This is a genomic window from Nocardia amikacinitolerans NBRC 108937, from assembly GCF_001612615.1.
GTDB lineage: Bacteria > Actinomycetota > Actinomycetes > Mycobacteriales > Mycobacteriaceae > Nocardia > Nocardia amikacinitolerans.
Map to the genome: position 1 here is coordinate 13269 of NZ_BDAU01000043.1, position 25179 is coordinate 38447.

General features: G+C 68.2%; 22 protein-coding genes and 1 pseudogene. 13 read left to right on the top strand and 10 right to left on the bottom strand.

Going from position 1 to position 25179, the window contains the following annotated elements; translation table 11 throughout:
* Nucleotides 1-205: 205 nt before the first annotated feature.
* Nucleotides 206-985 carry a class I SAM-dependent methyltransferase gene (locus tag NAM01S_RS28130; RefSeq protein ID WP_067790990.1) on the top strand — a complete coding sequence of 260 codons (780 nt, stop codon included), beginning with the start codon at nt 206-208 and terminating at the stop codon, nt 983-985.
* Nucleotides 986-1227: 242 nt separating this feature from the next.
* Nucleotides 1228-1659: an excalibur calcium-binding domain-containing protein gene (locus NAM01S_RS28135; RefSeq protein ID WP_253799431.1), complete on the top strand. Its 432-nt coding sequence runs from the start codon at nt 1228-1230 to the stop codon at nt 1657-1659.
* A 7-nt stretch (nt 1660-1666) separates the two neighbouring features.
* Here the strand turns inward: NAM01S_RS28135 and NAM01S_RS28140 are convergent, their stop codons facing one another.
* Genes NAM01S_RS28140 through NAM01S_RS28150 form a run of 3 tightly spaced genes read right to left on the bottom strand, consistent with a single transcriptional unit; the run spans nt 1667 to nt 5102 of the window.
* Entirely contained in the window at nt 1667-2485 is an 819-nt protein-coding gene (locus NAM01S_RS28140; RefSeq protein WP_067790946.1) for an alpha/beta fold hydrolase, read from the bottom strand.
* Nucleotides 2486-2520: 35 nt separating this feature from the next.
* Nucleotides 2521-3654 carry an FAD-dependent oxidoreductase gene (locus NAM01S_RS28145; protein ID WP_067790948.1) on the bottom strand — a complete coding sequence of 378 codons (1134 nt, stop codon included), beginning with the start codon at nt 3652-3654 and terminating at the stop codon, nt 2521-2523.
* Nucleotides 3655-3683: 29 nt separating this feature from the next.
* Entirely contained in the window at nt 3684-5102 is a 1419-nt protein-coding gene (locus tag NAM01S_RS28150; protein ID WP_253799433.1) for a carboxylesterase family protein, read from the bottom strand.
* On the opposite strand from NAM01S_RS28150, the gene NAM01S_RS28155 reads away from it, so the two are divergent.
* The 3 genes from NAM01S_RS28155 to NAM01S_RS28165 all read left to right on the top strand — a co-directional run bounded on the left by NAM01S_RS28155 (nt 5092) and on the right by NAM01S_RS28165 (nt 7192).
* Nucleotides 5092-5670, top strand: coding sequence for a TetR/AcrR family transcriptional regulator (locus NAM01S_RS28155; RefSeq protein WP_372511742.1), 579 nt, complete (start codon nt 5092-5094; stop codon nt 5668-5670). The two genes, NAM01S_RS28150 and NAM01S_RS28155, sit on opposite strands and share 11 nt — an antisense overlap.
* Nucleotides 5671-5879: 209 nt before the next feature.
* Nucleotides 5880-6629: a thioredoxin domain-containing protein gene (locus NAM01S_RS28160; RefSeq protein ID WP_067790953.1), complete on the top strand. Its 750-nt coding sequence runs from the start codon at nt 5880-5882 to the stop codon at nt 6627-6629.
* Nucleotides 6626-7192 (top strand): vitamin K epoxide reductase family protein, encoded by a 567-nt coding sequence (locus NAM01S_RS28165; RefSeq protein WP_067790955.1) that lies wholly within the window; start codon nt 6626-6628, stop codon nt 7190-7192. Before NAM01S_RS28160 ends, NAM01S_RS28165 begins: the two co-directional genes overlap by 4 nt.
* 6 nt (nt 7193-7198) lie before the next feature.
* Here NAM01S_RS28165 and NAM01S_RS28170 read toward each other — a convergent pair whose 3' ends face one another.
* Nucleotides 7199-8302, bottom strand: coding sequence for a S1C family serine protease (locus NAM01S_RS28170; protein WP_067790957.1), 1104 nt, complete (start codon nt 8300-8302; stop codon nt 7199-7201).
* Nucleotides 8303-8505: 203 nt separating this feature from the next.
* Here NAM01S_RS28170 and NAM01S_RS28175 point away from each other — a divergent pair, with 203 nt between their 5' ends.
* On the top strand, nt 8506-9561 hold the full coding sequence (locus NAM01S_RS28175; RefSeq protein ID WP_067790959.1) for an NAD(P)-dependent alcohol dehydrogenase: 1056 nt from the start codon (nt 8506-8508) through the stop codon (nt 9559-9561).
* 613 nt (nt 9562-10174) lie between these two features.
* Nucleotides 10175-11416 carry an AI-2E family transporter gene (locus tag NAM01S_RS28180; RefSeq protein WP_253799435.1) on the top strand — a complete coding sequence of 414 codons (1242 nt, stop codon included), beginning with the start codon at nt 10175-10177 and terminating at the stop codon, nt 11414-11416.
* A gap of 452 nt (nt 11417-11868) precedes the next feature.
* On the opposite strand, the gene NAM01S_RS28185 is transcribed toward NAM01S_RS28180, so the two are convergent.
* Nucleotides 11869-12441 carry a TetR/AcrR family transcriptional regulator gene (locus NAM01S_RS28185; protein WP_253799437.1) on the bottom strand — a complete coding sequence of 191 codons (573 nt, stop codon included), beginning with the start codon at nt 12439-12441 and terminating at the stop codon, nt 11869-11871.
* Nucleotides 12441-12866, bottom strand: a complete 426-nt coding sequence (locus NAM01S_RS28190) for a VOC family protein (RefSeq protein WP_067790962.1) — start codon at nt 12864-12866, stop codon at nt 12441-12443. The genes NAM01S_RS28185 and NAM01S_RS28190 overlap by 1 nt, the downstream gene beginning before the upstream one ends.
* Nucleotides 12867-13509: 643 nt before the next feature.
* On the opposite strand from NAM01S_RS28190, the gene NAM01S_RS28200 reads away from it, so the two are divergent.
* The 3 genes and pseudogenes from NAM01S_RS28200 to NAM01S_RS36820 form a co-directional block, all read left to right on the top strand.
* Nucleotides 13510-14412 carry a hypothetical protein gene (locus NAM01S_RS28200; protein ID WP_067790967.1) on the top strand — a complete coding sequence of 301 codons (903 nt, stop codon included), beginning with the start codon at nt 13510-13512 and terminating at the stop codon, nt 14410-14412.
* A gap of 244 nt (nt 14413-14656) precedes the next feature.
* Entirely contained in the window at nt 14657-14929 is a 273-nt protein-coding gene (locus tag NAM01S_RS36815) for a helix-turn-helix domain-containing protein (protein ID WP_253799448.1), read from the top strand.
* 9 nt (nt 14930-14938) lie between these two features.
* A pseudogene (locus NAM01S_RS36820) lies at nt 14939-15142 on the top strand (transposase); the annotation flags it as partial.
* 162 nt (nt 15143-15304) lie between these two features.
* Here the strand turns inward: NAM01S_RS36820 and NAM01S_RS28205 are convergent.
* On the bottom strand, nt 15305-16249 hold the full coding sequence (locus NAM01S_RS28205; protein ID WP_169810916.1) for an alpha/beta fold hydrolase: 945 nt from the start codon (nt 16247-16249) through the stop codon (nt 15305-15307).
* Between the two features lie 9 nt (nt 16250-16258).
* On the opposite strand from NAM01S_RS28205, the gene NAM01S_RS28210 reads away from it, so the two are divergent.
* Complete coding sequence (locus NAM01S_RS28210) at nt 16259-16930, top strand: TetR/AcrR family transcriptional regulator (RefSeq protein WP_255284340.1); 672 nt, start codon at nt 16259-16261, stop codon at nt 16928-16930.
* A 413-nt stretch (nt 16931-17343) separates the two neighbouring features.
* Here NAM01S_RS28210 and metE read toward each other — a convergent pair whose 3' ends face one another.
* From metE to aceA, 3 genes are all read right to left on the bottom strand, one after another.
* Nucleotides 17344-19647, bottom strand: coding sequence for a 5-methyltetrahydropteroyltriglutamate--homocysteine S-methyltransferase (gene metE, locus NAM01S_RS28215; protein WP_067790972.1), 2304 nt, complete (start codon nt 19645-19647; stop codon nt 17344-17346).
* Nucleotides 19648-20109: 462 nt separating this feature from the next.
* On the bottom strand, nt 20110-20997 hold the full coding sequence (locus tag NAM01S_RS28220) for a 3-hydroxybutyryl-CoA dehydrogenase (protein WP_067790974.1): 888 nt from the start codon (nt 20995-20997) through the stop codon (nt 20110-20112).
* Nucleotides 20998-21155: 158 nt separating this feature from the next.
* Nucleotides 21156-22445: an isocitrate lyase gene (gene aceA, locus NAM01S_RS28225; protein WP_067790976.1), complete on the bottom strand. Its 1290-nt coding sequence runs from the start codon at nt 22443-22445 to the stop codon at nt 21156-21158.
* A gap of 489 nt (nt 22446-22934) precedes the next feature.
* On the opposite strand from aceA, the gene NAM01S_RS28230 reads away from it, so the two are divergent.
* Nucleotides 22935-24068, top strand: coding sequence for an alpha/beta hydrolase (locus NAM01S_RS28230; RefSeq protein WP_067790977.1), 1134 nt, complete (start codon nt 22935-22937; stop codon nt 24066-24068).
* A 153-nt stretch (nt 24069-24221) separates the two neighbouring features.
* The coding region (locus tag NAM01S_RS28235) for an Rpn family recombination-promoting nuclease/putative transposase (protein ID WP_157107958.1) at nt 24222-25179 on the top strand (958 nt) is incomplete at its 3' end.

Genomic DNA, 25179 nt, shown 5'->3' on the forward strand with positions numbered 1-25179 from the left:
GGGGCCGGGTGCGGCGGACCTCGAGTGTGCGAAGCAGTACGAGGTCGATCCCTTCTCGGATCAGCTCGGCTTTCGACCGGCCCGACTCCTCCGCGGCCTGCTCGAGTCAGGTCACCTGATCGGCTTCGAGGTACACGCTCGTCTTGGTCTTCATTCGACGCAGGGTATGGCCCGGCCGACCGCGGCGGGCATCTACGGTTGGGGTATGTCCGGAGACGCGGCGCGGGACTTCTACGACCACTTGGCCGACGAGTATCACCTGCTCTATCAGGACTGGCCCGCGGCGGTCGCGGGGCAGGGGCGGGCGCTGGATCGGGTGTTGCGGGGGCGGTTGGGGGCCGGGCCGTCGACGGTGCTGGACGCGGCGTGCGGGATCGGCACGCAGGCGATCGGGTTGGCGGCGTGCGGGCACAGCGTGGTGGGGATGGATTTGAGTCCGGTGGCGGCGGCGCGGGCGGCCGAGGAGGCGCGGACGAGAGGGTTGCGGCTGCCTACTTCGGCGGGCGATATGCGGGCGCTGCCCTTCGCGGGCGGGTGGGCCGACGCGGTGGTGTGCGCCGACAACGCGCTGCCGCATCTGCTCACCGCCGTCGAGGTGGGTACCGCGCTCGGCGAGATGTGGCGGGTGCTCCGGCCCGGCGGCCTACTGGTGCTGACGACCCGCGACTACGACGCGCTGCGCGCCGCCAAACCCGCTGGCATGCCAGCGAAGTCGGTCCATTCCGCGACCGGACGCACCGTCACCTTTCAGCTCTGGAGCTGGCACGAGGACGGCGAGCGCTACGACTTCGAGATGTTCCGGCTCACCGAGGGCGGCGACGGCTGGGCCGTCCGGGTCGGCGGCGCGCGCTACTGGGCGCTGACCAGGGCGCAGCTCACGGAGTTCGTCACGGAAGCGGGCTTCGTCGAACCGACCTGGCACACGCCGGAGGAAACCGGCTTCTTCCAGCCGGTGCTCACCGCGCACCGGTCGGGTCCGGCCTGACGTCCGCCCCACCGATAGCCGTTGCGGTCGCCAGACATAGCCCCACCGTAACTGCGGCTGGACATAGTTCCCCGAATCCCGCGTGTCCAAACATTTTGCCTGTCAAAATGTTCCGCACGCGACGACTCCTGTCGGGGGGAGCCGCCTTCGGGCCAGAACCGGGTCGCGTCTCCATCGACTCGATATCGCAGGGGAACATGGGAAATCCACGACATATCGCCGTCGTCGCGTTAGGTTTCGCGGTGCTCGCCGCCGCTGGGTGCGGCGGCGACACCGACAGTCCGCGCCCGACAACGACGGCACGAACCACCGTCACCACGCCGCCGACCACGACCAGCGCGACCACGACGCCACCCCCGACCACGACCAGCGTGACCACGGCACCGCCACCAGCGTCGTTCGTGCCGCCGCCGGTGCCGCCGACCTCGCAACTACCACCGCCACCGGCCGTCCCGACGCCGCAGGCCGCGCCTCCACCACCGCCCCCGCCGATCGCACCACCACCGCCACCGCCGGTCGCACCACCTCCGGCTCCGCCCAGCCCGCAGCAGAGCGACGTCTACTACCGCAATTGCTCCGCGGCCAGGGCGGCGGGCGCGGCTCCGATCTATCGGGGCGAGCCCGGGTATCGCAGCGAACTGGACCGCGACAATGACGGGATCGCCTGCGAGTAAGGCGCGTTCACGCTTCGGCGCGATCGGTGCCGATGAGGTCGAAGAGTTCCGCCGCCACGCGCTCCGGGAGTTCGATTCCCGGGAAGTGGGTGTGCCCGTCGAGGCGGGTGTAGCTGAACCACGGGTGGTTGCGGCGGAATTCCTCGTGCACGGCGTCGTAGTCGAGGGACTTCGGGTGCGAGAAGACGTGGCGCACCGGGCGCGGCTCGGTGAGCTTGTCGAGGCGGCCCATCGGTGAGCCCCAGGTGGCGTAGGCGTTTTCGATGACCCGCCCGGACCGTGCCCACATGTCGAAACCGTGGCCGCCCGCCTCGTAGCGCACGTGGTCCAGCACCGCCTGGTCGACGCTGCCAGCCAGCCAGCTGTCCAGCAGGGCCCGCTGGGCGGCTCGCCAGCTCTCCTTGCGCTGGAGCGCTTGGAGCCCGGCGGCGAACTCCGGCGGCGGCGGGGTCATGATCAGGTCGAGCAGCAGGAGCGCGGGAACACGTTCGGCGCCAAGCGTTTCGGCGATGTCCATGGCCGCCCAACCGCCGTGCGCGTGCGAGAGCGGGATGAAGGATTCCACCTCGAGCGCGTCGAGCAGGCCGATGGTGTCGGAAACCTGTTCGGCCACGCCGAAATCGCCGACGAGCGTGCGATCGATCCCGTGTCCGCGCCAGCACACGCGCACCACCCGGTGGTGCGGGCGCAGGTAGGGCAGCAGCCGGTCGAAGGCGCGATGGTCGTGTCCCCAGCCGGGCAGCAGCACGATCGCGGGCCGATCCGGCGCGTAGCCCTGGTCGTCGAAACCGATCTCGACGCCGTTGATCCGATAGGTGTTGAGCATTCTCTTCTCCTGTTTCTCTTGTTCGACGAGCGTTCTCACGAGGCGGTAGGGCGCAGTTTGGTCGCGGCAAGCTGGCTGTCGGCGAACCCGGAGGTTCGCCCGACCAGGCTCAGCAACGGGTCGCGTACCGCGTCGGGGACGGCGTTGAGCAGCCGCATCCGGTACGAAGTCCGCTGCGTGCGTTCGACATCCGGCCGCTGTTCGCGCTCCCAGGCCGCCAGCGCTTGGCCGAGCGCGAGCCCCGGCCTGCAAACGGTCGCGGCCAGCGAGACCGCGTTGGTCATCGCGGTGCCGCCGCCTTGCCCGAGGTAGGGCGGCTGGGCGTGCGCGGCGTCGCCGAGGAAGGCGACCCGGCCGCACGACCACGAGCGGAGGCGGATGTATTCGAAGGTGTCCCAGCGGATCGGAATGCCCTCGGCCCGCCGCAGCAGGTTCTCCAGGCTGGGAAAGCTGCGCACCCAGGACTCGAAATCGATGCTCGAGCCGCGGGTCGACGGGGCGTCGACATCGGAAACCACTGCGAGATAGACGTGTTCGGGCGTGCATGGCGTATAGAGCAACCGGCGCCTGCCCTGGAAGTACTCGAGGTGTTTGACCAGGTCCTCGGCGGGAAAATAGTCCGGCGAGGCGGGCACCATCAGCCGCGCCGCGCCTTGGCGCATCCGCACCCGCCGGGTCGCCATACCCAGACTGTCGCGCAGCCGGGAGTGCACGCCATCGGCGGCGATGACGAGATCCGCTGTCGCCGTGCGCCCGTCGTCGAAAGCGACGGTCCCGTCCGGGTCAGCCGACACCGCGCGGGAATCGGTCACCAGTTCCACGCCCGCCCGCTCGGCCCCGTGCACCAGGGCCTCGATCAGCCGATCCCGCAACAGTGTGTAGCAGCGTGGCTGACCCGGCCCGTTGATCCCGATCCGGTAGAGCGTGCGTCCGGTCCGCGAACGTGCCTCGACGGCTGGACCGATGTGCGCGCCGAGCGTCGCTTCGCGATACGCCCCGATCGCTTCCAGCGCCGACAATCCGTTGTCCCACACGTAGATTCCGGCGCCGACGGCACGGATCTCGGTTTGCCGCTCGTGTAGCCGTACCGTCCACCCGCCCAAGGCGAGTGCGGTGGCCGCGGTGAGCCCGCCGATGCCACCGCCGATCACTTCCGCATGTCGTCCCACCGACCCGCTCCTTCCTAGTGCGCGCCCGTTCACGGGAGCTCCAGAACGGCACGCGATCCGTGCCGATGACGCGGCCGGTCCCCGAGACTTCCGGTCCGCACGAATTCGCCCCAGTAGCGCCGTGTTCGGGCGCCGAGCTCATCGAGGCGAGCCGAGTCGAGCGGACGCACCATCGGCGCCGCGCGCCAGTCGTCGGCCGCGCCGAACAGCAGCGGCAATTCGATGCAGTGACACGCCCCGAACGGGCCGTCCGAATGCAGCGCACCGAACCGGTAGCAGAAGGCCGTTCCACCGGACTCGGTCAGCAGATCGGCGAACCGAAACACACCGTCCTCGAAGACTTTCCGCCCGACTACCCGCTCCGCGACGGCCGTGAGGCGTCGCCCGATGACGGGTGCGCGCCGCACCCTGCCGAACACCGGGTGCGGCCCGTCGTAGAACGCGCGCATCTCAGCGGCCGTACAGCCGACGAGCACCGGCGTCCGCGCGGCGCGCTCACGGATCAGCTGGCGCCAGTCCCCGGGCAAGACCTCGGTCTCGCACACGGGAAGAAGGGGCGGCGCGGAGTTCAGGCCGCCCGGCCCTGCCAAGCGCACCGCCGTACGCGCCTGTGCCGCAAGTATTTCCGATATGCCTGCCGTCCGCGGGTCGCCACCGAGTTCGCCGAGGAACATCGCACCGACCCGTTCGGCGTCGGCGGGCCGATGGAAGCCGACGCCGAACGGCGCGCTCTGCACGATCGCCCGCGCGAACAACCCCTCGGCCCGCCCGCTCCCCAACATCGCCACCACCGAGTGCGCGCCCGCCGACTGACCCGCGACCGTCACCCGCGCCGGATCACCGCCGAAGGCGCGGATATTGTCGCGAACCCATTCGAGCGCCGTCAGCTGATCGAGCAGACCCAGGTTGCCCGGCGAAACACCCTGGGCGCGAAGGTAACCCAGCACGCCGAGCCGATAGGACACGGAGACCACCACGATTCCGGTATCCCGCACCAGCCGGTCCGCGTCGTAGAGATTCCATTCCCCGCCGCCGGTCAGGTACGCCCCGCCGTGCAACCACACCAGCACGGCGTGACCACCGGGCACAGCCTGAGCCGGCGCGGTGACGGTGAGCCTCAGGCAATCCTCGGACTGTTCGAACGGCGCGGGCGCGCCCATCACCGCCGTCAGCCGCGAGGGCAGCTGCGGCGCGCTCGGACCGCGGCTCGTCGCGTCTCGCGTCTCGTCGTGCGCGGATACCCGCTGGGGCGGCCCGAAGCGCTCGGCGCGCGCGTAGCGGATGCCCCGGAACGCCACCACGCCGTCGGCGCTTTCGCCGCGCAGGCCCCCGGCGACCACGTTGTCCATGCCATTCTCGCCTTCTAACGCAAGTCGACTTGCGTTGCGCGGTCCACGGTAGGACCCGTGCGGAAATAACGCAAGACGACTTGCGATAATCGACCCCATGGCGAACCCCCAAATCCGCGGCGCGCGATTACGGCAGGCCGTGCTCGACGCGACGCTGGCGCGCATCGAGTCCGTCGGCATCGACCAGGTCCGGGTGGCCGACGTGGCCGACGCCGCGGGCGTGCACGAGACCTCGATCTATCGCCGCTGGAAAACGCTGCCCAAGTTGCTGCTCGACGCCCTGCTCGCGCGCTTGGACGCGGAGGTACCGATCGCCGACACCGGCTCGACCCGCGCCGATCTGGAGGCCTTCCTGGCCGACCTGATCCGGTTCGCCGAGACGCCATCGGGCGCCGCGCTGATTCGCGGTACCGCCATCGCCGACAGCGATCCCGAGGTGGCCGAGGCGCGCCGGGAATTCTGGGTGGCTCGGCTCTCCGCGTCGGAGGAGATCGTGCGCCGCGGGATAGGGCGCGGCGAGCTCGCGCCGACCACCGACCCGCGGCTGATCATGCTCACGCTCGGCGGCCTGGTGCACTTGCAGGTCACCCACCTCGGCGGCGCGATTCCGGCGGCGTGGGCCCGCGATGCCGTCGATCTGGTGCTGAGCGGCGCGGCGGCGCGCTGAGCGCCTGCTTCGAATCGCGGCTACACGTCCGCGTGAACTCCCGAGCGTGCCCGCGCGAATTACCGAGTGGGCCAGTAGGAAATTTCGGAATCTCTCAGGTTCACCCACGATGATGTGGCCGTGCCCGACCGCTCGGCGAACAGTTCCGGAACTACCATCGTGGCGGCAGGCGAAACCGGCAGGCGAGCGAAAGGCGTGGTGAACGCACGGTGAGCAACAACCCGGGACGGAAGAATCCGCTGCTGCAAGCGGAGCGCGCCGACCGCAACCGCAAGATCCTCATCCAGGTGGCGGTGGCCGCCGTGCTGATCGGCCTGGTCGCCGCGATCGGCATCGGAATCGCGATCAAGAAGGCGGAGCGAGACGACCCGGGCCCCACCCCGAGCATCGCCGCCGCGCAGGCGCCCGGCGCCGTCTCCGGATCCATCACCGACAACGGCTCCATCCGCGTCGGCAAGCCGGAGGCCAAGGTCACCGTCCGGGTGGTCGCCGACCTGCAATGCCCGGCGTGCAAGAACTTCGAAGCCGCTTACGGTCAGGTGCTGGAGGACGCGGTCGCCAACGGCACCGCCGCGGTCGAATACAACATCATCTCGTTCCTGGACAAGGCCTCCACCACGGAGTACTCGACCCGCGCGGCCAACGCTTCCTACTGCGTCGCCCAGCAGGACCCGACCAAGTACCAGGCGTGGCTGAAGGCGATGTTCGCCCAGCAGCCGCCGGAGGGTGGCAGCGGCCTGACCGACCAGCAGCTCATCGAGATCGCGAAGTCGGTCGGCTACACCGACGACGTCGCGAGCTGCATCACCGACCGCACCTACGACAAGTACGTCGCGTCGACCACCAACCAGGCCTTCGACAGCGGTATCCAGTCCACGCCGACGGTGTTCGTCGACGGCAAGCAGGTCAACCCGAGCGCGCTCGAGCAGGCCATCGCCACGGCGGCCGCAGGACAGTGATCGCCGCGCCACCCCGGTCCGCCTGGCTGCTGCTGATCTGCGGCCTGGCGGGCTGGTTCGCCTCGATGGCGCTGACCATCGAGCGGTTCAAGCTCTTCACCGATCCGGACTACCGGCCGACGTGCAGCATCAACCCGATCCTGTCCTGCGGCTCGGTCATGGTGACCGATCAGGCCTCGGTGTTCGGCTTCCCGAATCCGCTGATGGGCATCGTCGGCTTCTCCGTGGTCGTCACCCTCGGCGTCTTGGCGGTCGCCGGGCTCGGGTTCCCGAAGTGGGTCTGGGGCGGTCTGTGGCTCGGCACGATCGCGGGCATCGCTTTCGTCTGCTGGCTCATCTTCCAGAGCCTGTACCGGATCAACGCGCTGTGCCCGTACTGCATGGTGGTCTGGGCGATCGTCACGCCGCTGTTCGCGGTGGCCACCGATCAGCTGTGGGGTCGGTCGAGCGGCCCGCTCGGTGTGCTCGCGGAATGGCGCTGGACGATCGTCGCGCTCTTCTACGCGGTGGTGCTGCTGCTGATCTTCCTGCGTTTCCAAGACTACTGGCTGAGCCTGTTCTGAGCCGGGTCAGTTCGGCGCGCCCTTGCCGAGCACCACGGTCACCGTCCGCTCGACGCCGCCGGGGCCGAGCACGCCGAGCCGCACCGTGTCGGCGGGTTTGCGCACGTTGATCGCCGCGCGCAGGGCGCGGGCACTGGTGATCGCCCGGCCGTCGATCGAGGTGATCACCTCGCCGTCGGCGAGTCCAGCGGAGTGGGCGGGGCTGCCGTAGATCGCGACGTCGATGCGCGCGCCGCTGGGTCGCGCGTCGGAGATCAGCACGCCGAGCGTCGCGGTCGGGCCGATGTGCACCGTGTCGGTCGGCGTGCCGGAGCGGATCTGGCGCACCACCCGCATGGCGGTGTCGATCGGCACCGCGTACCCGTTGGGCTCGCGGTCGACCTCCGGGTCGTGCTCGCCCGACGCCGCGGTGATCACGCCGATGATCGCGCCGCGCCAATCGGCGAGCGCTCCCCCGGACTGCCCGGAACTGACCGCGGCGGCGATCTCCAGCATTCCCGACAGCGCCTTGCGGGACAGGTCGGCGGAGTTCAGCGCGACGATCGTGCTGTCCAGATCGGTGACGTTCCCGGTGATCGAGGTCGGCGTGCCGCCCGCGCCGCCCGCGTTGCCGATGGCGAGCACCTCGTCGTGCAGCCGCACGTCGGCGGAATTGCCGAGCCGGGCGACGGTGAGTCCGGCGGCGCCGGGCAGCTCGAGCAGGGCGATGTCGACGCCGGAGTCGTAGCCGAGCACGGTCGCCGACCAGACCTGTCCGGTGCCGACCGAGGTGACGGTGACCGTGTCGGCGCCCTTGACCACGTGATGGCTGGTCAGCACCTGTCCCTCGGCGGTGAGCACGATGCCGGACCCGGCCGCGCCCTGACCGAACGTCTCGGTGGCGGTGCTGATGTGCACCATGGCCGGTTGCACCGCGGCCGCGACTGTCGCCCGGTCCAGCGGCGGCGTCGGCGCGGGCGGCATCGGCGCGATGGCGGTGCCGGGGCCGGTGAACAGCGGCCAGCCCGGCAGTTCACCGCGATAACCGAGGAAGCCCGCCAGGCCGAGCACGGCGACGACGATCAGCGCGAGCGCTCGCCCGCCGCCGCTGCCGCGCCGTCCGTCGTCCATGGGCACTCCCGCCTCGTTACGCCTGACGAATTCCATTGTGGCCGGAGATCTTCACCGTAGATCAGGAATTCCGGACCGTGCGCCCAGCGCGGGCCGGAAAACCAGGACAGGATGGACATCCCCGGCGCCGGCCTCGGCAAACCCCTGTGTTCGACAAACCCTCGGCTCGACAAACCCGAGCATGCGGCGGTAGGCATGTATTCATGAGCACCGCTGCTGCCGCCTACGCCCTGCCCGCTCCGGACGGAGCCTTCGAGAAGGTCACCATCGAGCGCAGGGAACTCGGTCCGCACGACGTGCTGATCGACGTCAAGTACGCGGGCATCTGCCACTCGGACATCCACACCGCGCGCGACGAATGGGGCGGCACCCGCTACCCCTGCGTGCCCGGCCACGAGATCGCGGGCCTCGTCGCCGCCGTCGGCTCGGCGGTCACCAGGCACAAGGTCGGCGACCGGGTCGGCGTCGGCTGCATGGTCGATTCCTGCGGCAAGTGCGCGCCGTGCCTTGCCGACGAGGAGCAGTACTGCCAGGCCGGCGCCACCATGACCTACAACTCCACCGTCGATCCCGCGGTGCAGCCCGGCGGCTACACCATGGGCGGCTACTCCACGCAGGTCGTGGTGACCGAGAACTTCGTGGTGTCCATCCCGGAAGGCATCGGCCTCGACGTGGCCGCGCCGCTGCTGTGCGCGGGCGTCACCCTGTTCTCGCCGCTGCGGCACTGGCAGGCCGGGCCAGGCAAACGGGTCGCGATCATCGGCATGGGCGGGCTCGGGCACGTCGGCGTGAAGATCGCCGCGGCGATGGGCGCGGAGGTCACCGTGCTCAGCCACTCGCTGAGCAAGCAGGAAGACGGCAAGCGGTTCGGCGCGAACCACTACTACGCCACCGGCGACCGGCAGACCTTCCGCGAACTGCGCGGCCGCTTCGACCTGATCCTCAACACCGTCTCGGCCGACCTGCCGCTGGACGACTACATGAAGCTGCTGAACCTGGACGGCACGCTGGTCATCCTCGGCCTCCCCGAGAACCCGATGACCGTCAAGCCGTTCACCCTCGCCGGCTACCGCAGGTCGCTGGCGGGCTCGATGATCGGCGGCATCGCGCAAACCCAGGAGATGCTGGACTTCTGCGCCCAGCACGGCATCGGCGCGGAGATCGAGCTGATCTCCGCCGACGAGATCGACAGCGCGTACGACCGGGTTGTCGCGAGCGACGTGCGGTATCGGTTCGTCATCGATACGGCGACGATGTAGGGGCTTCGGCTGCGGTCAGGTCCTCCGTCGGCAGTGCCCATCGTGCGCACCTTCGCCCGCTCCGAAAGTGTGCGGCGCGCATGGGTTGAGGGCGCGGCGAAATCGACGGTAGTCAAATGGTGGTTGCGGCCTTGACAGGCCGACAGCTCTGTCGGGGTCGACTCCGCCACCGGCCTTCGCCGGACTCCCCCGGCAGCGCCAACTGCGCACACAGCGCGTGTAACCCATGCGCGAGTTGTCCACAGGCTCCCTCAGAGAGCGCAGATCGTCGTCCCCGCAGCGATCCATGATCGACCGGCCCGCATCGGCCCGACAGCGTTCACGTGCGCGCTGGCATGTTGCGGGGCGCGGGTTCTTCTCACGTAAGTACCGTGGATTTGTGTCCGCGGATGACGAAGACTCGACCACCCCGAAGTCCGATGCGGGAGATTCCGCCGCGCGCGGGTCCGGTGTGTCACGTGCCGGGGCGTCCGGCTCGAAGGAGCCGCGCACCGAGGCGTCCGGACCGAAGGAGCCGCGTTCCGAGGCAGCGAAACCCGAAGCGACGAGCAGGGCGAAATACCGACGGCCGCGCTCAACCGAGCGCCCCGCGCCGACCGCAGCAGGTCGCCCAGTGCCGACCTCAGCGGACCACCCGGGGCCGAGCGCAGTGGAACCCGAAGCGACGAGATCGGAGAAGCAGACGCCCGATCGCCGCGGCGGGGTGCTCACCGACCTCTCCGCCGGTCCGCCCCCGTGGCTGCTGCGCGCCTTCCTGCTGGCTGCCGCGACGATCGCGGGCCTGATCTTCGGGTTCTGGGTATTGCAGCGGCTCCAGGGCCTGCTCACCGTGCTGATGGTCTCGCTGTTCCTCGCCTTCGCCATCGAACCCGCGGTCAACTGGCTCGCCGCGCGCGGGGTGCGGCGCGGGCTCGCGACCGGCGTGGTGTTCCTCGGCCTGCTGATGATCGTCGGCGGGTTCCTGTACACACTCGGCTCGCTGCTCATCGACCAGGTGACCACGCTGGTGCAGAACGCGCCCGAATACGCCGACCGCATGGTCGACTGGATCAACGACACGTTCAATACCGAGCTGTCGGGCACCGACATCCAGAAATACGCGACGGAGTGGAGCGACCAGATCGAGGGCTACCTGGTCGGCTTGGCTGAAAACGCCTGGGGCATCGGCACGGCCGCGATCGGCGCGCTCTTCCAAGGGCTCGGCGTGCTGCTGTTCACCTACTACTTCGCCGCCGACGGCCCGCGCTTCCGCAACGCCGTGTCCTCGCTGCTTCCGCCGCATCGTCAGCGACATGTGCTGCGCGCCTGGGACATCGCGGTCGATAAGACCGGCGGCTACATCTACTCACGCGGCCTGCTCGCGGTCTGCTCGACGCTGGCGCACTACGTTGTGCTGCGAGTGCTCGACGTGCCATCGGCGTTCGCGCTCGCGCTGTGGGTCGGCGTTGTCTCCCAATTCATTCCGACCGTCGGCACCTACCTGGCGGGCGCCCTTCCGGTGATCGTCGCCCTGGTGAACGGCGGCCCCGGCGACGCCCTGTGGATTCTCGGATTCATCATCCTCTACCAGCAATTCGAGAACTACGTCCTGCAACCGCGCATCACCGCCACCACCCTCGACATGCACCCGGCCGTCGCCTTCGGCGCCGTGATCGCGGGCGCCGCACTACTCGGCCCGACAGGCGCGCTGCTCGCCATCCCCGTCACCGCCACCGTGCAAGCGTTCGCGGGCGCCTACATCCGCCGCTACGAGGTCGAGGCCGATGTGGAAGCCCCCGCCCCCGAACCCCCGAAGCGAAACGGCCCGAACCGCATGCGCGAACTGATGCTTCGACTCACCCGCGCCCAGCACTGACGGGTTTCCGAGTCACGCGCAGGGCGATCCGGTCAGGACGGCCGGAGCGAGAACGCTCGCACCGAAGCGATCCGTTCCTGCCGAAGCGACCCGATTCACGCCGAAGCGACCTCGTTCGCGCCAGAGCAACCTTGTTCATGCCAAAGCACCTCCGTTTACGCCGAAGCGACCGCCTTCGTGCCGGAACGACCCGGTGCACGCCAGAGCACTCCCGTTCACGCCGAAGCGACCGCGTTCGTGCCGGAACGACCCGGTGCACGCCAGAGCACTCCCGTTCACGCCGAAGCGACCGCGTTCGCGCCGGAACGACCCGGTGCACGCCAGAGCACCACCGTTTACGCCGAAGCGACCGCGTTCGCGCCGAAGCGACCAGGTTCGCCTGAGCTAACCGGTTCGCGCCGAATCAACCCCGCTCGCACCGGAACAGCCCCGCTCGCGCGGAAGCGACCACCTCATCGTGTCGCGACGATCAGGCGCAGGACGGCGTCGACCGAGGACTCGGCGAGTTCGTCGTCCAGCGGCAGGTGGCCGAACAGCGCCCGGAAGTAGATGGGCGCCGCGATGGCGTCCAAGACGAAGTCCACGTCGATCTCGGGGCGCACCTCACCACGGTCGATAGCCCCGCGCAGCGCGGTCTCGGTGGTCCGCCGTCGCGGCTCGAAGACGACCGCCAGGAAGTGCTCGCGCAGTTCGGGGTCGTTGGCGAGGTCCGCGAGCAGCGCGGGAAGCACCCGATCGAGCGACGTATCGCGCAGGGCGGCAACGAGATCGCGCATCGCCGCAGTCAGATCGGACCGCAGGTCTCCGGTGTTCGCGGTGGGCCGCAGACCGAGCAGATCGGCGACCACCGCCACGACCAAGTGCCGTTTGGACGGCCAGCGCCGATAGATCGCGGGACGGTGAATTCCCGATCGCGTCGCAACACCACCGATCGTCAACTCGGCATATCCGTTCTCGTCCAACAGTTCTCGCGCTGCGACCAACACCGCCGCGTCGATCCGATCGTCCCGCGCCCGCCCCACCATCAGAACACCGGCCGCGGCATCAACACGACGAGCCAGCCGTCCGGATCCGGAAAACCCAAGCCACCGTTCGCCGCCCAGTACGGATTCTCGAGTGGTACCGGCTCGACGCCAAACTCACCGAGCCGCTGCACCACGTCGTACATCTGCGCTTCCCCCTCGAAGTAGAGGACGAGCAGATTCTCGGAACTCGGTGCGTCCCCAGGACTCCCATCCACATGCGAGGTGAACTCCAGGTGATACTCCGCCCCCGGCAGCCCAACCATCACCCCGTCATACCCCGCATGGTTCTCGAACCGATACAACTCCCGCAGCCCCACCCCCTCGACATAGAACCGCACCACTTCATCAAGCCGATCCGTCGGCCGCGCAACCCGCACCTGAGCCACCCGCAACGATTCCGGCCACACCCGTCCATCCACAGTCATACACAAATGATACGGTACGACCCGTACTGAAATATGCGGCGGTCGACCCGGGAGAGGGAACTCGGCGCAGGGTGCCTCAGCTGCTGCGAGCCTTCACCGAGCGGCAGATGGCTCCGGGCTAGATCGCCGAGGAGATCTCGGTGATGACCGACGACGATCAGACCGCCGTCCGCGACGTCGGTCGCGCCATCGCCGCCGGACAGCGCGTCACCGCCTCCGGCGTGATCCGCTACGTCACCGCCACCGCGATCCGCGTCGAGGACGTGCATTCGCCGACGGGGGTGTCAGCAGGCCAGCAGCGCGAGGATTTCGTCGCGGCTCATGGTGTCCACGGCGGCGGCTTCAACCGTCACCCCTTCCGAGGCCAGCTCTCGACGTGGCGTCGGTGGCCTCGGCACGGGCCTTCAGGCGTCCTGCTATCTGTGTCACGCGGGGCCGCCCGTCGACGGACGGCTCCAGCGTCGGCGCGCGCCATAAGTACCTCATCAACCTCTTCGCGGGTCACGCCCCGCGACTTCGATTTCGCCCAGGCGGGCAGCTCGTACGGCATGGCCGGCCACCATACGCCGAAGGACCGACAGCTGTCGGTGCGGGCGGATACCGTTGTGAGACAACGACTACCCACACGGCTGAGGGGGTTTCGGTGGTCGAGATCGACGACGGTATGTGGCCCAACCACAAGAAGGTCTGGACCGCCCACCACTACCGCATCATCATCGAGGCCTTGCGTAATGGGCTGTCATGGGAGGACGCGGCGCGCGGTGTTGGCCGCAAGCTCGGCGCTACACGTGCACGCGCGGGGTTCCTGATCGACGACGATGACGACATCGGCAACCCCGGCCGACGCCGACGCAAGGCGTGGGAGAGACTGCAGGACCGGATCGCGGTCGACCCGGAACACGACTGGGAAGCCATCGCCCGCGCCAAGCACGCCGAAGCTGAGCTGGCGTACTGGGACGAGGCGGGTGAAGAGCTGCTTCAACAGGTGTGGGAATCGGCCGTGCCCGCTCGGGACTGGCGAGGGCGGCCCAAGCGCGCGGCCTCCGACGCCCGGATCCGGTCTCTGGTTGCCCAACTCGGCATCCACGAGGCCGACATCGCAGACCGGCTCGTCGAGCTGGGCTTGGCCACCTCTTACGCCGAGATCGCCGACCGGCTCGGCGCCACCCCCGACGGGGCGCTCGACGCTCGTGCGAGGCTCGCCCGCGTCGACCGCGCCGCCGCTTTGTACGTGCTCGTCCTCGCCGACGAGTTCGGCGCCATCCGGCACACGTCGCTGCACGCCAACCGGGCCGACGCCGAACACGCCCGCGACGCGGTACAGCGGCGTAAGGAATTCCAGGGGCCTATGACCACCAGGATCGTGCGGCGCATCATCGGCCGCCTCTGGGGCACCGACCCCGATGACGACGAACTTTCCGTCGCAGACCCGACCTCCGACGAATCGGTTTACACAGCCGGGCCGGAAAAACCCTCTCCGCAGACCGCGCGTCCCCGTCACTGGGACGAAATCCCGGATGTGTCGCTGCTCCTCGAGGAAGAGTGAGCGATGACCCCGCGAGGCCATGGGTCAAGCGCGAAGCGCGTGGATGATCATGTCGGCGTGGAGGTTTGGGTGCGGGATGCCTGCTGCTCGTCAGGACGAGGTGTGGCGCCGCTGGCGGGCTGGCGAGTCGTTCAGCGCGATTGCCCGGTCGCTCGGGCTGCCGTTGCAGCATGTGCGGAGGTTTCTCGCTCAGACCGGAGGAGTTCACCGGCTGCCGCCACGGCGGCGCAGCCAGCACTTCACGATGGCCGAGCGCGAGGAGACATCCCGTGGCTTGGCCGCGGGCTGCTCGGGGCGGACGATCGCCGTGTGCCTGGGGCGTTCGCCGTCGACGATCGCGCGGGAGATCGTCCGCAACGGCGGTCGCGCGGCCTATCGTGCCGCCGCGGCCGATCACCGGGCGTATCAGCGAGCGCGGCGGCCGAAACCGGCCAAACTGACTGACCCCGCAAGTTGCGCACCTAGCGGCCGATGCGGCATCCGAAGCGGGCTCGCCGCCCGACTGGGGCAGGCGTGATCAGCGATCTGGTGCCGATCAGCGAACGAGAACACCAATCCCCTACTGCGTCAATACCTGCCAAAGAACACCGACCTACGCCGATTCAGTCAAGCCGACCTCGCCACCATCGCTGACGAGCTCAACCACCGCCGCCGCAAGATCCACGGCTATCGCAGTCCCGCAGAGGTTTACGCTGAGCATCTGAACAGCGGTGACGCACTGACTGTTTGAGCGCGCCTTCGTTCACGAGACACCTGGCCGCTCGCGCATTCTTGCCTCAGCAGGGTGGGACGATCCGCGCCGTCGGTGGTGTGGCGTCTATGGGATAGGAGCTGGACCTTGTAGCACCTCGAATGAGGTTGCCTGGCATGCTCCTCGCCTACCGTGGGTGGTTCACGCTCGGACTTGGTCGTGGTGGGCGACGAAGTCGAGGAAGCGCGGAATTATCTGTTCGGGATTCGCCCACAGCAGATCGTGTCCGATGCCTGGGTAGATTTCGGCCTCGACCGACGGCATGTGGTTGCGGGCGCGTGCCGCCCCGAGCTGCGGGTCGCTGACGACGGTGTCGGCGCCGAAGAGCACCAGGCTCGGTGCGGTGATGGCGGCCAGCTGTTCGTCGGTGAACGGGCGGTCCCACGGCATACCGGACCGGAACCTCACCGTTGCCATGGCGAGTGCGAACTCCTCGTCGGTGAAGTCCAGACCCGGCATCAGCCACTTGTTGAACTTGCGCATCCGCTCGGGAGTCGGCCGCGCACCCGCCACAAGAAATTTGAACAGCAAACTCCAGCGCGGCTTGGCGAAGGTCGCGCCACTGGGCTCGAACATGGTCAGACTGGCCAGACGATCGCAACGATGCACGGCGATAGCACCGGCCAGCCAGGCGCCCAGAGAGTTTCCGGCCAGATGGACCCGGTCCTCACCGAGCCCGTCGAGCACCTCGACCATCCACGTCGCGATATCTGCCGTGTCACGCACGGGTGCGGTCTGCACACAGCGTCCCGCCCACCCGATGACATCCGGGGTGTACACGACACGCTCGCGCGCCAGATCCTCGATGAAGTTGAGCCATACCTGCCCGTTACCCCCGATGCCCGGCAGTAGCACGATCGGCGCACCGTCCCCGTTTCCGGATTTGCGTACTCGCGTGGTGCCGAAAAATGTTTCGACGTCGATATCGGTCGAGGGCACCGGCCATTTCGCGGCCACGGTGTCATAGGCGCGTAGGAACGTCGCCTTCGCTTCCTCGCTGGTGAATCGCCCGATCTTCGGCATGAGCCTCCCCTTCATCCACTGATATGATACGAACGTATCATCTCTATGGTATGACCACAACATGTATGCGGTATGCTCATACCATCCAGTTTTGGGAAGTCGATACAAGAGGAAAGCGCAGGTCTCGTGCCACGACTGGTCGACCATGAGGTACGGCGACGCCAGATCACCGACGCCGTACGCAGAGTCATCGTCGGCGGAGGCCTCGAAGCGGTGACCTTTCAAACGGTCGCCGCCGAGGCCGGATTCTCGATTCGGCTGGTGCAGTACTACTTCGGAACCAAGAGCGAATTCCTGCTGGCGACCCACCGGTCGGTGATGGAAGACGCCGGCGCCCGATTCACGCAACGGTGGACCGCTCTGGGCCAGGACGCCACACCCCGCGAAGCTATCCGCGCGGTCCTGACCGAACTGTTACCCCTGGACGAGCAGCGCCGGGAAGAAGCCGTCGTGCTCGGCGCTTTCGGCACTGCGGCGATCACCGGCGGTGGCATCACCGCGGAAGAAACCTTCGCCGCGCCTCGCGCACTGGTCACGATCGTCGCCGACCAGCTCCGTCGAGCCCAACACGCCGACGGCTCAGGCCCCCGTCAACCGGATCTCGACGCCGAACTCATCCTCATGACAATCGGTGGACTCGCCCAAAGCATGCTCCAGGGCTACAGCACCGCGCAGTCCGCGACCGAACTCGTCGACCATCTCCTCGACCATGTACTGGGCCCGACCACAGCGGCCACTCGGTGACGAGAGCCGTGCGCCGCGACCCGCATCGCGCTCGATATCTCGCCCGAATGCGATTCCCCACCACGCCGAAATCACCGCCCCCACACTTCGGAATCGCCACCATTTGGCGCTGCGAGCCACAGGCAGTGCGGTCCGAAGGCCGCTCCGGCCTAGGCGGTGGCCGCGGTATCGCATGGGCGGGATCGGAGTTGGTTGCGGGCAGGCGTTGGGCCATCTCGCACCAACCGGGCGCGGATCCGGTCAGCGGGGTCGTGGCTGACGAAGGTGGGCCTTGTAGTTCAGTTTGATGTCAGCGACGGCCCCGACCGCCCTTGCCGTGGATGCGGACGTGCTCGTCGAGGACCAAGTCTTCTCGACGAAAACGACGGGCCACCTATCCGTTTCCCAACGGAAAGGCGGCCCGTGCAGGTGGACTATTCGCCCGTCGGAATACGCCGACGAATACGCCGGGCAGCCGCGACCATGTTGCGCAACGACGGCTCCAGCTGCCAGTAGTGGCGGGTCTTGAGTCCGCCGTCCGGGTTGGCCCACAGCCGTTCCGGGGTGACGGCCTCGGCCGCGGCCGTGAGCAGTTCGTCGAGTTCGTCGATGTCCGGGATGCGGGCCGAACGGCTTTCGTACACACCGGGACCCACGCCGTGGCTCAGGCCGTGACCCGAGGCGCAGTCCTCCTTGAGCGCCTTGAGCACCCACTCGATGGAGCGGGTCGCGACAATCGCGGTGACGTCGGCGTCGAGCTGTTCGATGGCCTCCACGATTTCGGCGCGGCCGGAATAGCCGATGTGCGTGTGGATTTGGGTCTCGGGTCGAACACCGGAGGTGGCCAGCCGGAACGCGCCGACCGCCCAGCGCAGGTACTCGGCGCGCCCGATGTTGCGCAGCGGCAACAACTCTCGGATGGCTGGCTCGTCCACCTGGATGATCGAGATGCCCGCGCGCTCCAGATCCACCACTTCGTCACGGATCGCCAACGCCACCTGGTCGGCCGTCTCGTGCAGCGGCTGGTCCTGGCGCACGAACGAGCGCGCGATCATGGTGACCGGGCCGGTGACCATGCCCTTGACCGGCTTGTCGGTGAGCGACTGGGCGTAGGTGATCCAGTCCACCGACATCGGCGCGGGGCGCGAGACGTCGCCGTAGATGATCGGCGGTCGCACGCAACGGGATCCGTAGACCTGCACCCATCCGAAGTGGGTGGTCGCGAAGCCGTCCAGCAGCTCGGCGAAGTACTGGATCATGTCGTTGCGCTCGTGCTCACCGTGCACGAGCACGTCGAGGCCGATGTCCTCCTGCAACCGGATCGTCGCCTCGATCTCGGCCTCGATTCGCTTGCGGTACTCCTCGTAGGACAACCTGCCCTCGCCGAGTTCGTAACGGGCCTGGCGTATCCGGTCGGTCTGCGGGAACGACCCCAGCGTGGTGGCGGGCACCGGCGGTAGATTCAGCTTGGCCTGCTGGGCGATTCGGCGCTGCTCGTACGGTTCGCGCTCGCGCATCTGCGGCGTGATCGCGTAAACCCGTTGGCGCACCGCATGCTTCTGCTTGAAGTGCACTTCCCTCGGCCGCTTCCGCCACTTGTCCGACGGACCCTCGGTGAGTGCCTTGGCGAGCGAAACCACCTCGCCCACCTTCTGTTTCGCGAAGGCGAGGCGATCGGCGACGTTGCCCTCGATGTCGTATTCGACGAGCAGGTCGTAGGGCACGTGCAGCAGCGTGCTTCCGGTGGAGACCACCAGATCCGGGCACACCTTGGCCAGCTCGTTGAGGTATTCCAGCGTCACGTAACGGTCGGCGCGCCACACGTTACGGCCGCTGATCACGCCCGCGTACAACCGCTTGCGGCGGATGCCGGGCACCGCGGCGAGATCCTCAGGGCGGATTCGGTGGCTGGCCAGGTCCAGACCGATGGCCTCGACATTGGACGCGGCCAGGATGGTCAACGCCTCACCGAAGTCGCCGTACTGACCGGTGACCAGCATGCGCGGGCGCAGTGGCGCGTGGGAAAGCCGCTGGTAGGCGCGCTCGAACGCGGCCAGCTCGGCGTCGCTGCGCTCGCTGGTGAACATCGGCTCGTCCAACTGGACGCAGGTGGCGCCGCGCTTGGCGAGGATCTCGAACAGCTCCTCGTAGACCGGGAGCAGCTTGTCCAAGAGGGCGAGCGTGTCGAACTCCGGCTCGCCGGGCACCTGCCCCGCCTTGGAGAGCAGCAGCAGCGAGAGCGGACCGAGCATGACCGGCCGCAGCTCGATGTCCTGCGCCTTCGCGCGGTCGAATTCGTCGAGCAGGGCCTCGGGATGCAGCGAGAACTCGGTCTCGGCGTCCAGCTCGGGCTGGCGGTAGTGGTAGTTGGTGTCGATGTAGCGCACCAGCTCGAGCGGCGGCAGATCCGGTCGGCCGCGCGCCATCAGGAAGTAGAAGTCCAGCGGCTCCATCACGTCCCGGTAGGGCTGGAAGCGCTTCGGCACCGCGCCGAACATCAGCGCGTTGTCCAGGACGTGGTCGTAGAAGGAGAAGGTGTTGCCTGGCACCTGGGTGAGTCCGGTGGCGGCCAGCTCGCTGAACTGCTGCTCCTGGATGTCGCGGCCGACCGCGAGCAGTTCCGCGCGCGAAAGCGAACCGCGCCAGTAGGACTCCAGTGCCCGCTTGAGTTCCCGGTGCGGCCCGATCCTGGGATAACCCAGAATGCTCGACCCGTAGCCATCCGTGACGTTGACCATGCGCGGGAACTCCCTTTCGATCACCTGCGCGATATCCGCTCCGCACGGCGGAGGACGCGCAGCGTTGCGCTTTCGGTGTCCCGCCGAGCCGCGCCAACGACTCGGCGTCCTTGCAGCTTATGCCGTTACTGCTGGTATCACTGCGAAGCGATGAGCAGCGGCCCCCGACTCGACCGGCCCACGCCTACCTCTCGCAGGTGATGCCCGAGGGGAGGATGGACGCCGCCACCTGCGGGGCGACGTGCACCTGAGGAAACGAAGACCGACGCTGCCGAGCGCCGAGGCCGAAGACCAGGCGAACTCCTCCGCCCAACGCGACAACTGATCTCGCGAGGGCCGGGTAACTCACCGGGTACGACCGAAATCGGTTCGGCACCCAACCGCCGGCACGGGAGCCCGACGCCGACGGCTCTGCGCCGACCGTTGAGTACTCGGAGAGGCGGGGGAGCTCCGCGCCGCCCGCTAAGTACGCGGAGAGGCGGGGGAGTTGTACTGGTAGAAACCCGCGCCGGTCTTCTTGCCGAGCAGCCCGGCCTCCACCATGCGCATCAGCAGCGGCGGCGCGGAGTACAGCGGCTCCTTGAACTCGGCGTACATCGAGTCGGCGATCGACTTGACGGTGTCCAGCCCGACGAGGTCGGTCAGCGCCAGCGGGCCCATCGGGTGGGCACAGCCGAGCACCATGGCCTTGTCGACGTCTTCCTTTGTCGCGAAACCGGATTCGACCATGCGAATGGAGGACAGCAGGTACGGCACAAGCAGCGCGTTGACGACGAAGCCGGAGCGGTCGGCCGAGCGGACGACCTGCTTGCCGAGCACGTCACCGGCGAAGGCCTCGGCGCGCTGGGAGACCGCCTCGCTGGTCTTGAGCGTGGTGACCAGCTCCACCAGCGGCAGCACCGGCACGGGGTTGAAGAAGTGCATGCCGACGACGCGCTCGGGGTTGGCGGTCGCGACGGCGATCTTCATGATCGGGATGGAGGAGGTGTTGGAGGCCAGCACCGCGTTCGGGTCGGTTACGACCTTGTCGAGCTCGGCGAAGATCGAGGTCTTGACCTCTTCGTTCTCCAGCACGGCCTCGACGACCAGCTGACGGTCGGCGAAGTCGCCGAGGTCGGAGGTGAAGCGCAGCCGCCAAGCGGCCTGCTCACGCTCGCGCTCGGTGATCTTGCCGCTGCTCACGCCGCGGTCCAGCGAGCGCAGGATGCGGGCGCGGCCGGCGGCCGCTAGTTCCCGGGTCTGTTCGTAGACGAGCACGTCGACGTGCGCCCGGGCGCACACCTCCGCGATTCCGGCACCCATCTGTCCGGCGCCGATGACGCCGACACGCTGAATCTTCTCGCTGCTCACGTCCCGCTCCTGCTGGTCTGGTGTGGCTGGGATTGGCTTGGGGGGTTCTGGTCCAAGTTATAGGGATGCCCTCCCCGCCGGGGCTGTTCGGCGGGGAGGGCGGTACACCCCTACTGGAGTAGAGGGTTGTCGGCCTGCATCACTGCGGGCTGGTCAACTCAGTGGAACTGACCCTCTTCGGTGGAGCCCTTGAGCGCCGCGGTGGAGGTGTTCGGGTCCACGGTGGTGGCGATGGTGTCGAAGTAACCGGCGCCGACCTCACGCTGGTGCTTGATGGCGGTGAAGCCACGCTCGGCGGCGGCCTTGAACTCGCGCTCCTGCAGGTCGACGAACGCGGTCATGCCTTCGCGGGCGTAGCCGTGCGCCAGGTCGAACATGCCGTAGTTCAGCGAGTGGAAGCCGGCCAGGGTGATGAACTGGAACTTGAAGCCCATCGCGCCGAGCTCACGCTGGAACTTCGCGATGGTCGCGTCGTCCAGGTGCGCCTTCCAGTTGAAGGACGGCGAGCAGTTGTAGGCCAGCAGCTGGTCCGGGAACTCGCCACGGACGGCCTCGGCGAACTTGCGGGCGACCTCGAGGTCCGGCACACCGGTCTCCATCCAGATGAGGTCGGAGTACGGGGCGTAGGCCTTGGCACGCGCGATGCAGGGCTCGATGCCGTTCTTCACACCGAAGAAGCCCTCGGCGGTGCGGGTGCCGTCCAGGAACTCGCGGTCGCGCTCGTCCACGTCCGAGGTGATCAGGGTGGCGGCCTCGGCGTCGGTGCGGGCGATGACCACGGTCGGCACGCCTGCGACGTCGGCGGCCAGACGCGCGGAGGTCAGGGTGCGGATGTGCTGCTGGGTGGGGATCAGCACCTTGCCGCCCAGGTGGCCACACTTCTTCTCGGAGGCCAGCTGGTCCTCCCAGTGCGAACCGGCGACACCGGCCGCGATCATGGCCTTCTGCAGCTCGTAGACGTTCAGCGCGCCACCGAAACCGGCCTCGCCGTCGGCGACGATCGGAGCCAGCCAGTTGGCGACCGAGGTGTCACCCTCGACCTTGGCGATCTCGTCGGCGCGCAGCAGCGCGTTGTTGATGCGACGCACGACCTGCGGCACCGAGTTGGCCGGGTACAGCGACTGGTCCGGGTAGGTGTGGCCGGAGAGGTTCGCGTCACCGGCGACCTGCCAACCGGACAGGTAGATGGCCTTCAGGCCGGCGCGGACCTGCTGCACGGCCTGGTTGCCGGTGAGGGCGCCGAGGGAGTTGATGTAGTCCTCGTTGTTCACGAGATCCCACAGGATCTCCGAGCCGCGGCGAGCGAGCGTGTGCTCCTCGACGACGGTGCCCTGGAGCTTCACCACCTGCTCCGCGGTGTAGTTACGGGTGATGCCCTTCCAGCGCGGGTTGGTGTCCCAATCCTGCTGGATTTCCGCAGCGGTCTTCGGGGTGCCGGTGGTCGACATCTCTGACTCCACTTCTTCTTTGGTCGGTCGGTGCCGCTTGCCGAGATTTCACTCGGACTGCTGGAGCGGCGATTCGCAGGGTTGCTAGGCCCTTGGGGTGTACTTCCACACGATGGCACACCGGGAAATAGCCGTCTACCTGTTGCTAATGTGAATCTCAGCTAGGTTTCGCCTACCGTTTGCCAACTTTGCGAAATTTGCGGGCGAATTGCAAGCATTCAATCTACCCGCGAGTAGCCCTGACGTGGGGTTTTAGCGTAACGCTCGTACTGTTTGCGTTCACCCTGCGGGTGCGCGGCAACACGCCGGGGCGAACCGGTCTGTGAGTCGATTCACAGGGTGGGGCGGGCGCCGTCGGTGTGGGCCAGGACACGCGCGCCGCGGGGATGCGGCAGACTTGGGCGGAGAGCCAATCTCGAGCAAGCGTCCAACTCTTGCGGAGTGCCCCTCGCTCGGCGTGACCACCCGCGCCCATCGAACAGGAGTCCCATGCGGAAGCTCAGCGTCGCCGCGGCCGTCACGGCCTGCGCGACCGCCCTGCTGTACCCGTCGACCGCGAGCGCGGAACCCGCGGCGGGCACGGTCGAATCCGTCGCGCCGCTCGCCGCGGTCGCGACACCGCCGGACGCAGCCGACGCGGCCCGCCTCCTGTACCGCTCCACTACCGCGGGCGACGCGCCGACCACCGCGAGCGCCGCCGTCTACTTCCCGGCCGGAACGCCGCCCGAAGGCGGGTGGCCGGTGATCGCCTGGGCGCACGGCACGGTCGGCCTCGGCGACGACTGCGCCTACAGCGTCGCGGGCCCCGCCGCCCGCGAACGCGACTGGGCCTACCTGGGCACCTGGCTGAACCAGGGCTACGCCGTGGTCGCCGCCGACTACGCGGGCCTCGGTACGCCGGGCGAGCATCCTTACTTGAACGGCACCGTCGAGGCGCACAACGTGGTGGACGCGGTGAAGGCCGCGACCACGCAGTACACCTCGCTGGCCAAGAAGTGGGTCGTCGTCGGCCAATCGCAGGGCGGCGGCGCGGCCGTCTTCACCGCCCGCTACGCCACCGAGTTCGGCGGGCCCGAGCTGGACTACCGCGGCGCCGTCGGCACCGGCGTGCCCGCCTACATCGAGGACATCCTGCTGCCGCTCGGCCCCGGCATGCCGCCGCTGGAACTGAGCCCGCACAGCACCGCCTACGTGCTGTACATCCTCAACGGCCTGCGCACCACCTACCCCGAACTCGACATCGAGTCCTACCTGACCGACGCGGGCCGCGACTGGCTCGTCCGCGCCCGCACTGCGTGCATCAACGAATTCGGCGACGAACTCGGCGCGGCGAACGTCGTCCTCGGCGACCTCTTCGCCCGCCCCCTCGCCCAGATCCCCGACCTGCGCGGCATCCTCACCAGGACCATGGGCCTCCCCGAATCCGGCTACGACCGCCCCGTCTTCCTCGGCCAAGGCCTGCGCGACACCGACGTCATCACCCCCGCCACCCTCGCGTTCGCCGCCACCTTGCAAGCCAACGGGCAGCCGGTCACGTTGCGCACCTACCAGCAGGACCACAGCGGGGCCGTCAACGCCTCCCTCCCCGACTCCCTGCCGTTCGTACGAAACCTGTTCTCCTGAGCCGAATTAGGCACGGACACCGCGACGACTGCCGTTGAGGCGGCGGTCTACCGCTGTGTTCGTACCTCCGATTTGTCCGAATTCGCTGTCAGCGCAATAGAACTGAGGTCGAGACCTGACCGAGTGATACCAGTCGCGAGTAGGTTCGCGGGCATGTCCGCAGCGCCGCGATCGAACTCGCATGACGCGTACTTCCGGCACGTCATGGGCCGACCCGCCGATGCCGCCTCCGAGCTACGCGTGGTGCTACCGAAAGATGTTGCGGCACGGGTAGATTGGGATGGACTCGAACTCCAGCCCGGCAGTTTCGTGTCCAAGCACCTGCGCTCCCGCTACAGCGATCTCATCTTCCGGACTCGCCTGGACGGACACGACGCCTACATCTATCTACTCATCGAACATCAAAGCCGCAGCGACCCGCTCATGCCGCTGCGCATGCTGGACTATCTGGTCCACATTTGGAACCACTACGTCCGGGAGCACCCCCACACCCGCACCTTGCCCGCGGTGGTCCCACTGGTCGTCCACAGCAACCACACCGGTCGCCCCTGGAACGCGCCAACGGAATTGACCGAGCTCATCGATCTGGACCCGCCCACTCGAGACGCTCTGGGCCCATATCTGCCACGTTTCCGGTTCCTGCTGGACGACGTCGCCGCCCTCGACCTGCCCGCATTGCGCGCCCGCGATCTCACCCCGGCGGCTCGCGTGATGCTGGCCCTGCACAAGATCGTCCCCGGCAACACCCACCTCGGTGTGGAGCTGTTGCCGCTGATCGAGGATTTGCACGCCATCCTGGACGGCCCCGGCGGCACAGATGAATTTCAATGCGTCGCGTCGTACATTCTTATTGTCGGCGACACCCAGCAAGCCGATCTGCAACCGCTCATCGACCGACTCGGTCCCCGAGCCAAGGAGGCCATTATGACCACCGCCGAACGGCTCCGTGCCGAAGGCCGCGCCGAGGGCCGCGCCGAGGGCGAAGCCAAAGGCCGCGTCCAGGGCGAAGCGACAGGCCGCGTGAACGCCTTGGTCGATCTGCTGACCAGCAGGTTCGGACCGATCCCCGCCGCGATCGCCGACACCATCCACACCGCAGACCCGACCCAGG

Excerpts from the sequence above, each read along its gene's own strand:
- NAM01S_RS28130 (WP_067790990.1), top strand. The coding sequence starts at position 206 with ATGTCCGGAGACGCGGCGCGGGACTTCTACGACCACTTGGCCGACGAG.
- NAM01S_RS28140 (WP_067790946.1), bottom strand. The coding sequence starts at position 2,485 with ATGCTCAACACCTATCGGATCAACGGCGTCGAGATCGGTTTCGACGAC.
- NAM01S_RS28150 (WP_253799433.1), bottom strand. The coding sequence starts at position 5,102 with ATGGGGTCGATTATCGCAAGTCGTCTTGCGTTATTTCCGCACGGGTCC.
- NAM01S_RS28170 (WP_067790957.1), bottom strand. The coding sequence starts at position 8,302 with ATGGACGACGGACGGCGCGGCAGCGGCGGCGGGCGAGCGCTCGCGCTG.
- NAM01S_RS28175 (WP_067790959.1), top strand. The coding sequence starts at position 8,506 with ATGAGCACCGCTGCTGCCGCCTACGCCCTGCCCGCTCCGGACGGAGCC.
- NAM01S_RS28185 (WP_253799437.1), bottom strand. The coding sequence starts at position 12,441 with ATGGTGGGGCGGGCGCGGGACGATCGGATCGACGCGGCGGTGTTGGTC.
- NAM01S_RS28190 (WP_067790962.1), bottom strand. The coding sequence starts at position 12,866 with ATGACTGTGGATGGACGGGTGTGGCCGGAATCGTTGCGGGTGGCTCAG.
- NAM01S_RS36815 (WP_253799448.1), top strand. The coding sequence starts at position 14,657 with ATGGCCGAGCGCGAGGAGACATCCCGTGGCTTGGCCGCGGGCTGCTCG.
- NAM01S_RS28205 (WP_169810916.1), bottom strand. The coding sequence starts at position 16,249 with ATGTTGTGGTCATACCATAGAGATGATACGTTCGTATCATATCAGTGG.
- NAM01S_RS28210 (WP_255284340.1), top strand. The coding sequence starts at position 16,259 with ATGCTCATACCATCCAGTTTTGGGAAGTCGATACAAGAGGAAAGCGCA.
- metE (WP_067790972.1), bottom strand. The coding sequence starts at position 19,647 with ATGGTCAACGTCACGGATGGCTACGGGTCGAGCATTCTGGGTTATCCC.
- aceA (WP_067790976.1), bottom strand. The coding sequence starts at position 22,445 with ATGTCGACCACCGGCACCCCGAAGACCGCTGCGGAAATCCAGCAGGAT.
- NAM01S_RS28230 (WP_067790977.1), top strand. The coding sequence starts at position 22,935 with ATGCGGAAGCTCAGCGTCGCCGCGGCCGTCACGGCCTGCGCGACCGCC.